This is a genomic window from Acinetobacter sp. C32I (genome assembly GCF_023702715.1).
Taxonomy (GTDB): domain Bacteria; phylum Pseudomonadota; class Gammaproteobacteria; order Pseudomonadales; family Moraxellaceae; genus Acinetobacter.
In genome coordinates this window covers 1016004-1030426 of sequence record NZ_CP098480.1, presented here as the reverse complement: position 1 = coordinate 1030426, position 14423 = coordinate 1016004, and the positions used below count along the sequence as shown (strand labels likewise).

Below are 14423 nucleotides of genomic sequence, written 5' to 3'. Positions count from 1 at the left end.
CTAATTCTGCATAAAACTAACAGTTTTTATGGCTTTGCTATTTAATAATAAAAATCATATTTCAAATCATCAGATGACACATGATGAATGACCAAACACTGATCAATTTATTTCTAAAAGTGGTGCATAAAGAAGGCTTTTTTGCCACTTCGATTGATGGCATTACCTTGATGCGTGTCGATCACAACACACCACCGATTGCTGTATTGCAAGAACCAACCCTCGTGTTTGTTTTGCAAGGGCAAAAGCGCGGTTATATCGGCACAGAGACTTATTCATTCAAGCAAAACGAATGCCTGATCGTCTCAGTTTCAATGCCCTTTGATTGTGACACTATTGCCAGTCCTGAAACACCAATGATTGCGATCAGCATGAAATTGGAAGCGGATACGGTCAATGAACTACTGGCTAAAACCTATTTTGAAAATTACCAGTTTAAGCCACTCACCACAGGAATGAGTGTGATCCAGTATGATCAAATGATATCGAATGTCCTTATCCGTTTATTAAATACCCTGACTTCTGAACAGGATGTATTGATCTTGGGAGATCAAATTAAACGTGAGTTACTCTATCGCGTTATTCAACATTCAGGTGCTGATGCCTTAACAGGCTTGGTCGCTCAGGGCAATCTCCGACCGATTTATAAAATTTGTGAATATATTCAGCATCATTTTACCGAGAAATTAACAGTTGAGATGCTGGCAGAGCAAGCCAATATGAGTACCTCTGCATTTCATAAAGCCTTTAAACAAGTCACACAATATTCACCATTGCAATATTTAAAAGTGGTTCGGTTGCATAAGGCAAAACAATTGTTGCAAAACGCAGACCAAAGTGTGGCTCAAGCGGCTTATGCTGTTGGATATCAGAGCTCTTCTCAATTCAGCCGAGAATTCAAAAAGCAATTTGGTTTTCCTCCCAAACATGCCGATACTAATACTCAAATGGAGTCATGATTAAATGAATCAAAATAGCGTAGAACAAATGAAATATATCGAAATTACACAAGCTGGCGGTCCTGAGGTTTTACAAGTCACTCAAGGACCTCGACCAGAGATTAAAGCAGATGAAGTGCTCATTGAAGTCTACGCAACGGGTATCAACCGACCTGATATTCTACAGCGCCAAGGGTTATACCCAATGCCTAAAGGAGTCACACCCATCCCTGGGCTAGAAGTTTCAGGAGTAATCAGTCAAATAGGTGAACACGTCACACAGTTTAAAGTCGGTGATAAGGTCTGTGCACTGACCAATGGTGGTGGCTATGCAGAATACTGTGCAGTACCTGCCAATCAAACCTTAAAAATTCCAAAGAATCTGAGTTTTGTCGAAGCAGCGGCTATTCCTGAAACCTATTTTACCGTTTGGGCTAATTTATTTCAGATTGGACAGTTGAAAAAGATTGAAACTGTACTAATTCATGGTGGAGCCAGTGGTATTGGTTCCACAGCAATCAGCTTATGTCATGCGATGGGCATCAAAAACTTCTCCACTGTTGGAAGTGACGACAAAGTTGATAAATTAGCTTCGGTGTCACAGGTAATTAATTACAAAACCCAAGATTTTGAAAAAGAGGTTTTGGCTCAAACCGATGGCCAAGGTGTAGATGTGATTTTGGATATTATCGGCGCCGCTTACTTTAATCAAAATCTGAGATTATTAAAGCGTGATGGTCGATTGGTGATTATCGGTTTTATGGGGGGACGAAAAGTCGATGGCTTTGATATACAGGAGTTAATGTTAAAACGGGCTGTTGTCACAGGTTCGACCATGCGTGCTAGAACCAATGCTGAAAAAGCTCAAATTACTCAAGAACTTGAGCAGTTTGTCTGGCCTTTAATTGAGGCGGATCAATGCAAACCAATGATCTACAAAACCTTTGCATTTGATGAGGTGGCTCAGGCACATCAATGTTTGGAAAGCAGCCAACATACGGGCAAAGTGGTACTCGAAATTAAGTCCTAATTTGCCTAATTGTGTTCAATCCATGCCTGTTCATACTCAAAACTTGAGTGTGACAGGTGACTCAAGCAGTATGTATATAAACATAACGACCTGATGAGGAATCTCAAAAATGACAACAAATCCTGATGATCGCAACCCAAGTCCAGACCATGCAGAAGACAATGCTTTTTTCCCATCGCCATATTCGCTGAACCAATACACCTCGGCAAAAACAGATTATGATGGCACGACTTACTCAAATCCATATCAAGGCGACAAACGGATTTTAATGATTGCAACAGATGAACGTTATATCTTGATGCAAAATGAAAAATTCTTTTCTACGGGAAATCATCCAGTTGAAATGTTATTGCCAATGTTCCACTTGGATAATGCAGGTTTTGCCTTTGATGTGGCAACACTTTCGGGCAATCCAGTTAAGTTGGAAATGTGGGCGATGCCGAATGAAGAACAAGTGGTCTTAGATACGTATAAAAAATATGAAAAGCAACTCAAAGCGCCGCTCAAATTAGCAGATATTCTGGAACAAGCTTTAAGTGCAGATTCACCTTATGCGGGTATCTTTATTCCGGGTGGACATGGTGTTCTTGCTAAGATTCCAGAAAGCGTAGAAGTTAAACAGCTATTAAAGTGGGCCATTAAAAATGATAAATATGTGATTACGTTATGTCATGGACCAGCTTCATTGCTTGCAGCAGCTGTAGATGAAGATCCGCAGGATTATATTTTTAAGGACTACAAGATTTGTGTGTTCCCTGACTCCCTTGATAAAGGTGCAAATATTGATATCGGCTATATGCCAGGACAATTACCTTGGTTAGTGGGGGAAAATCTTGAAAAGCTAGGTGTCGAAATCTTAAATAAAGGCATCACAGGGCAGGTTCATCAAGATCGTAAATTATTAACAGGTGATAGCCCATTGGCTTCGAATAATCTTGGAAAACTTGCCGCGACAACTTTATTGGCAGATCCTAATCTTCAATAAACCTTGTTATTGGAATATCTAAAAGCCTAGCTTAATTGCTAGGCTTTTATTTTTTATGAACTCGGCGAAACGTCTTAAAGCATCTTTTTGCAGACCTATTTTGCTCTCAAAGCTGAATTTTTATATTGATCTATTGCAGAAATGAACATTGAAATGACACCAAAATTACATTTATGTCATTCAAAACTATTTAAAGTAGTACAACGTTATTATCTTCTTAAGCAGGGCTTTAATAGGTTTAAGATGAAAATATTACTAGTCGAAGATGAGCAAAAAATAGGGAGTTATCTTAACCAAGCATTATCAGAAGCAGGTTATATGGTCGATTGGGTCACAGATGAAATAACAGGTAAGCATCTTGCGTTATTGTTTAGTGAATATGATTTAGTAGTCTTGGATGTTATGTTTGCTGGTTTAAATGGTTGGAATATTTTGCATGATGTGGGCAAGAATGGAAAAACCATGCCTATTTTGTTTTTGATTGCGCGTGATCAAATTGAAGAGCGAATTAAAGGTCTTGGTCTTTCTTTTACCTTGGTCGAGCTTCTCAGACGGATCAAAGGTCTATTGAGTAGAGAGCAGTGGAATCATGAAATCAACCGAATCTGTGTTGCCGATCTTGAACTCGATTTATGGAAACGCAGTGTTAGTCGGGCTGGTCAGCGGATTAATCTGACCAGCCAAGAATATGCTCTGATGGAACTGTTTATGAGTAGACGTGGGGAAGTTTTACCTAGATCGTTAATCGCCTCACAAATATGGGATATGGATCACGAGAGTGATACTAAAGTGGTTGAAGTAGCGATTAGCCGTTTAAGAAATAAAATTGACCGAAATTTTATTCCCAAGCTGATTCATAATATTTATGGAATGGGCTATGTACTTGCAGAATGGCGCGGATCAAGGTCGAGTCATGAAGCCATAGAGAGCTTTGAAGTCAACCAATGATTGTCCAAATGATATTTTAAATTGAGCATGTGTTTCCAATTGTCAGATAAATGACAACTTAGGCCATTCATTGTGGTTAAAGTAAATACAGGGCAGCAATCGAATGAACTTAGGCAAATAAATGAAAATATGTATTTATGGTGCAGGCAGTATTGGATGTTATCTTGGTGGTCGTTTAGCTACAGCAGGAGCCAATGTCGATTTTATTGTACGCCAGCAAATACAAAAACAGTTGCAGCAATATGGATTAACTGTATCGGACTATCTAGGTGGAAGAAATAAGGTTCCAACGAGTCGGCTACAACTTAGTACTGATCCAAACATTGCTGCCCAGGCTGATATCATTTTTGTCTGTGTTAAGTCTGCGGCGACAAAGCAAGTGGCTCACGAGCTAAAAGAAATTCTAAAGAAAAATACCATCATTATTAGTTTTCAGAATGGCTTAAGTAACGTTGGAATTCTAAAGCAGGTTTTATCCGAACATACAATTCTTGAAGGTATGGTGCCTTTTAATGTCGCTGCTTTGGGAAATGGGGTTTTTCATCAAGGTACAGATGGGGCTTTGTATGTGAAAAAACATGTTGGCTTGAATGAGCTTGTCATCGCATTTAATAGCGCTCAGCTTGAACTGAAACTTGAAGATGATATGCAGGCAATTCAATGGGCAAAGCTATTACTAAATCTGAATAATTCAGTGAATGCGTTATCTCAGCTACCACTCAAACAGCAACTTTCAATTCGAGCCTATCGTCAATGCTTGGCAATAGCGCAGATTGAAGCTTTAGAGCTACTTAAAATCGCAAAAATTAAGCCTGCACAATTGACCGCTTTATCTGCACAGCTCGTTCCATTTGTATTAAAACTCCCCAATTCTATTTTCAATATCGTGAGCAAGAAAATGCTGGCGATTGATCCACTGGCCCGATCTTCAATGGCAGATGATCTTATGGCAGGGCGAGCCACCGAAATTGACTGGATTAATGGTGAAGTTGTCCGTTTAGCAACGCAACTAAATTTAAAAGCACCAATCAATCAAAAGCTGATTGAGTTAATTAAACAAGCTGAAATCACACCCAAAGCATGGTCAGCCAAAGCACTTAGCGATCAGTTGGAAGCGGTGAATAAAACTGGATTTAAATAAAAGCCATAGCATATTTCTTTATACGCTATGGCGGTGATGGTTTAAAAAAGTTAGGCTTTTATTGTTTCCTGAGCGCCAAATCGTGTAATCAAAGTCCCAAAGATAGTCGCGAAAATATACATAAAAATTGAGTAGACCGCAGCAGGCATGGCAATGGTCGTACTTGCCATAATGGTGAGTGCGATGGTCATGGCCAGCGTACTATTATGAATACCAATCTCAAACGCGCATGCGCGAGCTTGATAAGAGCTGATTCCAAACAGTCGTGGTACAAAATAACCGACACATAGACTAATTGCACAAAATAAGGCAGTTGCAAAGCCAATTTGCCCGATATATTCGATCAGGTTATTTCGTTCTTTTATAATTGCGCCAAGGATGATAATGACAAGAAAAACCACCGCAAAGATGCGCACAGGGCGATTCAGTTTTTCTGCGGTATGCGGCGCATAATGACGGATCAACATCCCAATACAAACAGGGACCAGAATGATGGCAAAGACTTGCAGGACTTTTGCAAATTGTAGTCCGACTTGTTGGCCTTCATTCATAAAATGCAAAATTGAGAAATTGACAATAAACGGTAAAAAAATGGCGGCAATAATGGCATTAATTGCGGTTAATGTAATATTTAATGCGATGTCACCTTTATACAAATAGCTGAATAGATTTGCGGTTGATCCACCAGGTGAAGCGGCAAGTAACATCAAACCGACTGCCAGAAGCGGCGGTAAAGTCAATATTTTACAAATTAAAAATGCAATGCCGACCAATAAAATAAGCTGGCAAAACAAAGCAATGATCACCGCTTTGGGATGTTTGCTCACTCGTGCAAAGTCTTTGAGTGTGAGCTCCAAACCCAGCCCGGCCATGACAATCGCCAAAGCGATGGGTAGAAACAGTGTGATTAGTCCAGAATCCATAAACAGTCCTTCTTTTTAGATCAATATTATTTTTCCAATTTTTAGCTTGTTTTGTCTGATCAGATCAGAACTTATCGGTATCTAAATTGATATAGTTCACATCTAAACAGCAGCGTTAAACAACATTATTTAGCAATACCTTAAATTTTTACTGTGCAAAGAATGAATTAGCACATTTAGGTTATTAATTCTAATGATTTGTTTAGCTTAAATACTTTATTCACTTTTGCAAAAACAGTTTGTGCGTTATCGCACAATTTGATTGAATTAAAATATGAAAATTAATAGGAGAAAAATCACTTTTTTTGCAAAAATTACATTTCTATAACGCTTCAGCTTTTTGGTATTTTACGATTTTTATGTTCATCAAGAGCTAAGAAAAGTAAGCTGATTAAACTAAATGGTAAAAATAACAGTGAAGCTGAATTTAATAATTTATTTAACTTAAACAATAGCATAGGTTTATTTTTTTACAAATGAAAACACGAATCATTTATGCTTGTGCTAGAATTTCACAAATCTTTAATAAAAGCTTTATACCATTCGAACAATTGGCAGAAATAGAAAAATGATATGCATAAATGGTCAATGACATATTATTCCATTAAGAATGATAATTTGCGCCAATTATTACATTGTAACTATTTATTTATGCGCAATTAAGTGAAAAGTTACGTGAAAAGATGACCATTTAACCGTGGCTCAAAATAAAAACTGTATATTACAAAATAGCGGAATAAATATGGATAACGTAGCTCAGCTCGAAACTGATACTAATTTCCAAAGTCGAAAAAAAATAACTTGGGTTGTGTTTAGTGTACTCATCTTATTTCTGATCTTAGGCATCGCGTATTATTTTTTGGTCTATCGATTCTATCAATCTACCGATAATGCCTATGTTCAAGCTGATGTCACTTGGGTGATGCCAAAAATCTCAGGTGAAGTCATCGAATTGATTATTAATGACAATCAATTTGTGAAAAAAGGAGAGGCTTTGGCGATTTTAGATCATCGTGATTATCAGGCACGTTATGATCAGGCGAAATCAGTTGTCACCTTAAAACAAGCTGCACTTGGCGTGCAGCAACAGAATGAAAAGTCTGCAAAATCATCGATTAGTGAAGCCAATAGTGGTGTAGTTGCTGCCCAAGCAGATTTATCTCGCTTGAAAAAAGATTTCAATCGTTATCAAGATTTGCTCAAAGACGGAGTGATTACCCGACAAAATTTTGAAGGCGTACAATCCCAATATTTAACGGCTCAGGCACAACTGAGTAAAGCCCAAGCTGCAGTTAATGCCGCAGAGGCACAGCTAGGTAGTTTACAAGCCAGTCGTGCACAACTACTGGCAGATATTCAGAATGCCAATGCGACTTTGGATCTTTACCAAATTGACCTTTCATCTTCAAAAGTGATTAGCCCTGTTACAGGAAAGGTCGGCAGTCTTTCGATTCAGAAGGGTTCTCGTGTTTCACCACAAACACGTTTAATGGCAATTATTCCTGAGAAAAGTTTGTATGTACAAGCAAACTTTAAAGAAACCCAAATCGAGAAAATGCATATTGGGCAGGAAGTTAAATTAAAAATTGATGCTTATCCAAGTCTGACCTATACAGGGAAAATCGAAAGCTTTTCTCCAGCATCTGGCGCGACCTTTTCACTCATGCCACCAGACAACGCCACAGGAAATTTCAATAAAGTGGTGCAACGTATTCCTGTGCGGATAGCAATTGATTCGAGTCCACATATTGATCTTATAAAACCTGGAATGTCCGTCAACGCGACTGTTGATTTAAGAACTTAATCAGAAAAGTTTTGGGTATAAGAAAATGAATAAACCGAACCAAGATGAGTGGAAGTTTGCGCCAAAAACAGCTTGGCTGATTTTTGCTGCCATGATTTTTGGTAATTTCATGGCAATTCTGGATATTCAAATTGTTGCAAGTTCTTTGAATGAAGTACAGGCAGGCATGAGTGCTAGCCGTTACGAAGTGACATGGGTGCAAACGGTTTATTTGATTGCTGAAATTATTGCAATTCCAATGTCCAGTATCGTCTCTCGGGTGCTCTCAACTCGAATTTATTACACCATTTGTGCGATCGGATTCACGATTAGTTCTTTGCTGTGTGCTTTGGCATGGAATCTGGAAAGCCTATTGGTATTTCGCGCCATTCAGGGTTTTATGGGGGGCGGCATGATTCCTACCTCAATGACAGCGTTATACCTGCTTTTTCCTGAAGCAAAACGTGCCTTGCCGTTGGTGACGTTTGGCATGATCAGTACTTTAGGTCCAGCCATAGGTCCAACCATTGGTGGTTGGTTGACCAATAATTTCTCATGGCACTGGATGTTCCTGATTAACATCATCCCCGGTATTTTGATTGCGACGATTATTTACTCTGGTCCAAATATAGACCGTGCCAATTATTCACTGATTAAAAGCATGGACTGGTTCAGTTTGATTGGTATGGCCATGTTTTTAGGTGGTTTAGAGTATTTCTTGGATGAAGGGGCGCGACATGATTGGCTCGCCGATACAGGTGTGCGTGTTGCATTTATCATTTGCCTGATTGGTGGCATGATCTTCTTCTCACGCAGTTTTACTCAGCCTAAACCTTTACTGGATCTGAGTGTATTTAAGAACAAAAACTTCACTTTAAGCTGCATCATTACTTTTGTGATTGGTATGGCCTTATATGGCTTGGGCTATATGATTCCTGTATTTCTTGGGCAAGTCCGAGAAATGAACAGCAGTCAAATCGGACATATCATGATGGTGACAGGGATTGTGATGTTCTGTTTTGCGCCTTTCCTTGCATGGTTGATTCCAAACTTTGATACCCGAAAAACCGTGTTTGTTGGCATGATTTTGGCGGGTTTTGGCGTTTGGCTTAATTCACATCTCAGTATTCACAGCGATTATGACTTCATGTTTTGGCCACAAATTTATCGTGGCATTGGTCTGATGATTTGTTTGATCGTGGTCTCGCATCTGGCAATGAGTACGCTGCCACTGGCTAAAGTTGCCGATGCAAGTGGTATTTATAACCTGATGCGCAATATTGGTGGCGCTGTTGGGTTGGCATTGATCAACTCATCGCTCGATTGGCTGACCGCCGTGCATGTGACGCAATTGAATCAGTATATGAACCCACAGAACTGGATTTTCATTGAAAGATTAGACCAGTTGACAGCGCAATACCAAGAAGTGGGCAGTAATGCTCAACAAATCGCGCTCAGTGTGATCTACCGAGATATTCATTACCAAGCACTGACATCAAGTTTCAATGATTTATTACGTATGCTGGCCATCATCATGTTTGTGGCGGCTTTCTTAACCATCTTTATGGATAGGGGGAAGAAAATGGACATGTAGATATTCAATGCTAGAGGGTTGTTTCATATAACGAAAAAATAATCGGGGCATCGTATACAGCAACATACCCCGTCATAAAAAGAACAGCGATATGAGTTTTTATATTTCTTTATGAGATAGGGGAACGTGCATATCCAAATTTAGAGGTTGAAGCAGATGATTAATACAACATATAAACTGATTTCAAGATTCAACAATAAAGAATCTACCTATGGTCAATATGTCGAGAAAGAACAGATCGATATTGATCGGCTAAAAGTCATGTATTCGATTTACGAGCAATATTATGAAAATACCAAGTTTTCGATCTTTGCGGATGATTTCAAAAAGAAAAGTGGTGCCATCTTAATCTTTAACTCGGAAACTGATGAAATCGTTGGTTTTTCTACTGTTGTGGTTCAGCATTTTTATCTAAATGGTAAGGACTATACAGTGCTGTTTAGTGGTGACACCGTGATCCTTAGAGCATTTTGGGGCACTCGTACGCTACAAAGTACCATGCTCAAACTCATGATCAAATTACGTGTCAAATATCCATTTAATGAGCTGTATTGGCTATTGATTTCCAAAGGCTACAAAACATATTTACTGCTTGCCAATAACTATTATGTGTATTACCCAAATATCAATGATGAGAACCAGCACCTTTCCAGTGTGATTGAACATTACTGTGAAAACTTCTTTGGTGAATATTATGACAAAGAAGCAGGATTATTGAATTTCGGCGATGACTATCAACCACTCAAAGGCGAGGTGGCGCCGATTACTGAGGAAATGAGAACAAAAAATCCCAATATTCATTTCTTTGAGCAAAAGAATCCGACATGGACGGTGGGAACTGAGTTGCCTTGTATTGGCCGCTTGGGGTGGAAAGATATTGCACGTTTCCCAGTTAAGTTAATGACCAAGCCTGCCAGTAAAGGTCGCTGTGAGGCGTTGTTAAAAAACTCAGCCAATCGTCGAGAGGTTCTACAATGAAGCATACCGAATTGCTGACTTCTGGTTCACATCTGATTTTAAAACAATGGTGCGATGTTTCTGACCGAGATTTTCAAAAGCAGTTTAATCATTTAGAAGCGACACAGCGTCAAATCCTGAATTCAATTTTGCAAAGTTCACATTTTGCAAAACAACAACAGGTAAAAGATTATGAGCAGTTTGTTGGTGCTTTTCCTGCTACGCGCTATGCAGCGTGGCGAGAGGACATCCAGCGTTATCGAGATCAGAAACTTCAACTATCAAGCAGTAAGTTGGTGCGTTTCCAGCCCACCAGTGGTTCGAGTGAACAAATTAAATTTATTCCGTATACCAAGCTGTTTTTAGATGAATTAGATCACGCGATTGCGCCATGGATGGCCAGTCTCTATCGTAAGTGCCCACAACTTCGCTCAGGTACTCATTATTGGTCAGTTTCATGGTTGCCAGAAAGCCAGCGTGAAGTGCTAAAAGATAAAAATCTCAATGATGATAGTGCGTTACTGGGCATAGGTAAGCGCATTTTATCTAAATTTACCCAAGCCGTACCGAGCAATGTCGCCTTTGCAGCCAATGCCGATGATGCTTTGTTTGCCACCATTTGTTATCTGGTTGCCAATCGAAATCTCGCCATGATTTCAGTATGGAGTCCAACCTTTGCTTTGCAACTCCTAGATCGTTTAGAGGCCATGCAGCAAGAGGTGATTGAAGTTTTAGAAACAGGTCGATGGGGAGCGCGCCAAGCTTCATTAAAAGAAGTCAAAGCGCCATTCAGTCCAGAAAGTGCAAAGTGTCTGATGGACAGTTCAAATGGTGAACACATTGATTTTAAAAGGTTATGGCCAATATTGAGTTTAGTGTCGAGTTGGGATACCGCAGGTTCCAAAGCTTGGGCAGAAAAACTAAAACAACGTCTTCCATCAGTACAGTTTGAAGGTAAAGGCTTATGGGCAACCGAAGGTGTAGTCACCATTCCATATAATGATCATTATCCACTGGCTTATCAAAGTCATTTCTATGAATTTGAATATTTAGAAGGTGAAAAAACGGGACAAATCATTCCATCTTGGGAGCTGAAGATTGGGGATGTGGTCAGTCCAATTATCACATCAGGCAATGGTTTATTACGTTATTGCCTTGATGACTGCTTACGGGTGACTAGTTTTCTGGAACAAGTACCGTGTTTTGAGTTTCAAGGTCGCCGTTTTGGAGTGGATTTAGTGGGAGAGAAGCTTGCCCCAGAAACGGCACAACAGTTGCTTTCACAACTGAATGAAACCGACTCTAAAGCAATCTCGTTGTTGGCGATTGATACAGAACAACAGGTCAAACCATTTTACTGCGTTCTGTTTGAGGGTGAGATTCATCACAGTATTGATGATGATTATATTGATCAGATTTTGCGTCAAAACTTTCATTATGAGCTGGCACGTAATCTCGGCCAGTTAGATCAGCCTCAGATTCGTCAAGCCAATAATGGTTGGAACGCCTACAAAAAGCTGGTGATGTTTGATGGCATCATCGAGGGCAATATTAAGCCTGAACCACTTAAGAAAGTTACCTTGAATAGTTTGGAACAACTATGAAGAAAGGGATGACGAAATTTAACCATCGATTTTTAAAGTCTCAATACACGCTTTGTATGGGACTATTGTTGGCATCCAGTCTGGTGGATGCCATGACTTTAGATGATGCATTATCCGCCAGTTTAAGACATGAGAGCCAATTGGAGGTGAGTCGTTTAAGTGTCAATCAATCCACAGCAATGCTTGAACAGGCCAAACAACGTGATGGACTCAAAGTGAATTTGGTCGGACAACTTGATTATGAGCGGGTTGAAACGCCGACTAATGTCTTGTTTCCAACTGAAGGAAACCGAAAAGGTCGTAGTTTGCAATTACAAATGGATTACCCTATCTACACATCTGGACGACATCGCTTGGGAATTGATGTTGCTAAAAATCAACTTTCTGCGCAGTCGCAAGGACTTTCGGATCAACGATCTGAAACGATTTTGAATACAGTCATGGTCTATACCGATGTACTGAAAAAGAAAGCGATTCTGGATCTGAGAAAAAAAACCATGTCTAACTTACAGCGTTCGCTGTATGAGTCACAGCGACGTTTTGATGTGGGTATGATTACTCGTGCAGACTTGGCACAAGTGCTGGCTCAGGTGGCACAAGGTCAGGCCGATATTACGCAAGCCCAATCCAATCTCACGGTGAGTGAAGCACAGTTTTCACAAATTACGGGGTTAAGTGCAGATAATCTAAGTCCAGTTAAGCGTCTCCCTGAAATTTCTAACAGTCTGGATGAGATTTTGGCGCAAACCAAAAGTCATCCAGCTTTATTACGGGCCAAATATGAAAAGCAGGCAGCTGAAAAGCAATATGCCCTAACCAAGCGAGAACTGTGGCCGACGGTTATGCTCACCAGTCGTGCGGGTGCGCAGCACGAGGCCAGTTATATTGGTTCGGAAAGTAATAATTACATGGTCGGAGTGCAGCTTAATGTGCCGCTTTATGACGATGGTTTGAATCGCGCCAATACGCGTAAAGCACAAGCGGATGTTGATTTGGCTAATCAAAAGATTCGTAGCCTTGAACTGGATTTGAATCAACGTACACGGACCACCTATGCACAGTTGCAGACCATTCGTCAGAACAAAGACGCACTACAAAATGCCATTGATGCCGCTTCAATTGCGTTTGTTTATACCCGTAAAGAATTTGAATTGGGCACCAAAACCACTTTTGATTTATTAAATACTGAACAAAAGTTATTGGATGTTCAAACTCAGAAAACGGTCAACGAGCAGGATGAAATTGTTTTTGTGTATCAGCTCTTAGACCAAATGGGACATCTCAATGATTTGGTGTCTACACAAAATACACAACAGGTGAATAATTAATGAAAACAAATCCACCAAATACTCAAAATAATCCGTTGCTTACCCGAGAAGCAACCTTGGCTGATGATCAAGCTTTACGTGAGCTGATTGCGGTGCCGATGACCACCAAAGGGGTGCAAATCAGTTTTCAGCGTGAACCCAGTTATTTTAAGGCTTCGGATATTCTGTATCGCCATAAGCTGCATGTGGTGATTGAAGATACGCAAAGTCAGAAAAATGTCGCCTGTTATAGCAATGGTCATCGTCCATGTTATGTTGATAAAGCGGTACAAAATGTACGCTATGCCAGTGATTTGCGTGTTGATCCAAACTATCGTGGTAAATCATTGGTCAAGGCTTTGGGTGTACATGTCAAACAAACCATGCATCAACCTGATTTTAGCCAGATGATCATCTTTAATGATAATTATGCTGCACGAGCGGCAATACAAACTGGAAAAACAGGAATTCCTGATTATTATGATGAAGGACTGATAGAAACACTAACGCTGACCCATCTTGGGACAAAGGCAAAAATTAAAGCCTTCTTAGATCAGAAGGCTCAAGCTGAGACAGCGAACTGTGAAATTCAGTCTCGTGCAGCGCAGCCAGAAGATATTACTGCTATGAATCGATTTATTGCAGAGATGTCGCAGCATTATAATTTTATCCCAGCATATAATTTTGAAGAATTACACGCAGGGCATCAGTATTTTACTGGCTTGAAGCTTTCGGATTTTCAGCTGTATTTTCAAGATGAGAAACTCGTCGGAATGTTTGGGTTATGGGATCAACATGGCCTTAAACAAACCAAAATCTTGCATTACAGTTCAGCGATTGGTGTACTGCGTCCGATCTATAATTTACTGACCAAAGTCACTAAAGGCATGCCATTACCTAAACTTGGTGATTCCTTAAAATATCATGTGTTACACAGTTTATTGTGCCATCCACAGCAGTTAGCACTGCATCATTTAATGCTTGGAGATGCGCAAAAACTCTCTAAGCAACGCGGTGTAGGAATTGTCAGCTTTACCTTATCGCATCAAGATCCACGTTTTCAGCTGAATCGGTTTTATAAAGGCGAACGATTAACAGGCATGCATGGCTTTATTAGTTTTCTGGGTGATCCACGTCCAAACTTTGATAAGAGTCTAATTCCGTATTTAGAAGTGGGTCGAATTTGATTGGAGCAATAAAAAAACGCCTCAAA

12 protein-coding genes are annotated in these 14423 nt (G+C 39.8%); 11 read left to right on the top strand and 1 reads right to left on the bottom strand.

Annotated elements, in window-relative coordinates:
* Positions 1–80 precede the first annotated feature (80 nt).
* The 5 genes from NDN13_RS04950 to NDN13_RS04930 all read left to right on the top strand — a co-directional run bounded on the left by NDN13_RS04950 (position 81) and on the right by NDN13_RS04930 (position 5042).
* Complete coding sequence (locus NDN13_RS04950) at positions 81–959, top strand: AraC family transcriptional regulator (RefSeq protein ID WP_251117409.1); 879 nt, start codon at positions 81–83, stop codon at positions 957–959.
* Between the two features lie 4 nt (positions 960–963).
* The gene (locus tag NDN13_RS04945; RefSeq protein WP_251117408.1) at positions 964–1968 is read left to right on the top strand and encodes an NAD(P)H-quinone oxidoreductase; all 1005 of its coding nucleotides are present in this window, start codon (positions 964–966) and stop codon (positions 1966–1968) included.
* A 109-nt stretch (positions 1969–2077) separates the two neighbouring features.
* Entirely contained in the window at positions 2078–2953 is an 876-nt protein-coding gene (hchA, locus tag NDN13_RS04940; protein WP_251117407.1) for a glyoxalase III HchA, read from the top strand.
* 243 nt (positions 2954–3196) lie between these two features.
* Complete coding sequence (locus tag NDN13_RS04935) at positions 3197–3901, top strand: winged helix-turn-helix domain-containing protein (RefSeq protein ID WP_251117406.1); 705 nt, start codon at positions 3197–3199, stop codon at positions 3899–3901.
* A gap of 121 nt (positions 3902–4022) precedes the next feature.
* Positions 4023–5042, top strand: a complete 1020-nt coding sequence (locus NDN13_RS04930) for a 2-dehydropantoate 2-reductase (protein ID WP_251117405.1) — start codon at positions 4023–4025, stop codon at positions 5040–5042.
* Positions 5043–5092: 50 nt separating this feature from the next.
* On the opposite strand, the gene NDN13_RS04925 is transcribed toward NDN13_RS04930, so the two are convergent.
* Positions 5093–5965: a bile acid:sodium symporter family protein gene (locus NDN13_RS04925; RefSeq protein ID WP_251117404.1), complete on the bottom strand. Its 873-nt coding sequence runs from the start codon at positions 5963–5965 to the stop codon at positions 5093–5095.
* A 742-nt stretch (positions 5966–6707) separates the two neighbouring features.
* On the opposite strand from NDN13_RS04925, the gene NDN13_RS04920 reads away from it, so the two are divergent.
* The 6 genes from NDN13_RS04920 to NDN13_RS04895 all read left to right on the top strand — a co-directional run bounded on the left by NDN13_RS04920 (position 6708) and on the right by NDN13_RS04895 (position 14397).
* The gene (locus tag NDN13_RS04920; RefSeq protein ID WP_251117403.1) at positions 6708–7769 is read left to right on the top strand and encodes an HlyD family secretion protein; all 1062 of its coding nucleotides are present in this window, start codon (positions 6708–6710) and stop codon (positions 7767–7769) included.
* Between the two features lie 25 nt (positions 7770–7794).
* Positions 7795–9342 (top strand): DHA2 family efflux MFS transporter permease subunit, encoded by a 1548-nt coding sequence (locus NDN13_RS04915; RefSeq protein WP_251117402.1) that lies wholly within the window; start codon positions 7795–7797, stop codon positions 9340–9342.
* Between the two features lie 156 nt (positions 9343–9498).
* Entirely contained in the window at positions 9499–10320 is an 822-nt protein-coding gene (locus tag NDN13_RS04910) for a hypothetical protein (RefSeq protein ID WP_004653577.1), read from the top strand.
* A complete protein-coding gene (locus tag NDN13_RS04905; protein WP_251117401.1) occupies positions 10317–11903 on the top strand; it encodes a GH3 family acyl-acid amido synthetase in 1587 nt (528 codons plus the stop codon). Before NDN13_RS04910 ends, NDN13_RS04905 begins: the two co-directional genes overlap by 4 nt.
* Positions 11900–13231, top strand: a complete 1332-nt coding sequence (locus tag NDN13_RS04900; protein ID WP_251117400.1) for a TolC family protein — start codon at positions 11900–11902, stop codon at positions 13229–13231. The genes NDN13_RS04905 and NDN13_RS04900 overlap by 4 nt, the downstream gene beginning before the upstream one ends.
* On the top strand, positions 13231–14397 hold the full coding sequence (locus NDN13_RS04895; RefSeq protein ID WP_251117399.1) for a hypothetical protein: 1167 nt from the start codon (positions 13231–13233) through the stop codon (positions 14395–14397). The genes NDN13_RS04900 and NDN13_RS04895 overlap by 1 nt, the downstream gene beginning before the upstream one ends.
* Positions 14398–14423: the final 26 nt, after the last annotated feature.

What these genes read in the sequence shown, in the direction of transcription:
- NDN13_RS04950 (WP_251117409.1), top strand. Translation starts at nt 81, where the DNA reads ATGATGAATGACCAAACACTGATCAATTTATTTCTAAAAGTGGTGCAT.
- NDN13_RS04945 (WP_251117408.1), top strand. Translation starts at nt 964, where the DNA reads ATGAATCAAAATAGCGTAGAACAAATGAAATATATCGAAATTACACAA.
- hchA (WP_251117407.1), top strand. Translation starts at nt 2,078, where the DNA reads ATGACAACAAATCCTGATGATCGCAACCCAAGTCCAGACCATGCAGAA.
- NDN13_RS04935 (WP_251117406.1), top strand. Translation starts at nt 3,197, where the DNA reads ATGAAAATATTACTAGTCGAAGATGAGCAAAAAATAGGGAGTTATCTT.
- NDN13_RS04930 (WP_251117405.1), top strand. Translation starts at nt 4,023, where the DNA reads ATGAAAATATGTATTTATGGTGCAGGCAGTATTGGATGTTATCTTGGT.
- NDN13_RS04925 (WP_251117404.1), bottom strand. Translation starts at nt 5,965, where the DNA reads ATGGATTCTGGACTAATCACACTGTTTCTACCCATCGCTTTGGCGATT.
- NDN13_RS04920 (WP_251117403.1), top strand. Translation starts at nt 6,708, where the DNA reads ATGGATAACGTAGCTCAGCTCGAAACTGATACTAATTTCCAAAGTCGA.
- NDN13_RS04915 (WP_251117402.1), top strand. Translation starts at nt 7,795, where the DNA reads ATGAATAAACCGAACCAAGATGAGTGGAAGTTTGCGCCAAAAACAGCT.
- NDN13_RS04910 (WP_004653577.1), top strand. Translation starts at nt 9,499, where the DNA reads ATGATTAATACAACATATAAACTGATTTCAAGATTCAACAATAAAGAA.
- NDN13_RS04905 (WP_251117401.1), top strand. Translation starts at nt 10,317, where the DNA reads ATGAAGCATACCGAATTGCTGACTTCTGGTTCACATCTGATTTTAAAA.
- NDN13_RS04900 (WP_251117400.1), top strand. Translation starts at nt 11,900, where the DNA reads ATGAAGAAAGGGATGACGAAATTTAACCATCGATTTTTAAAGTCTCAA.
- NDN13_RS04895 (WP_251117399.1), top strand. Translation starts at nt 13,231, where the DNA reads ATGAAAACAAATCCACCAAATACTCAAAATAATCCGTTGCTTACCCGA.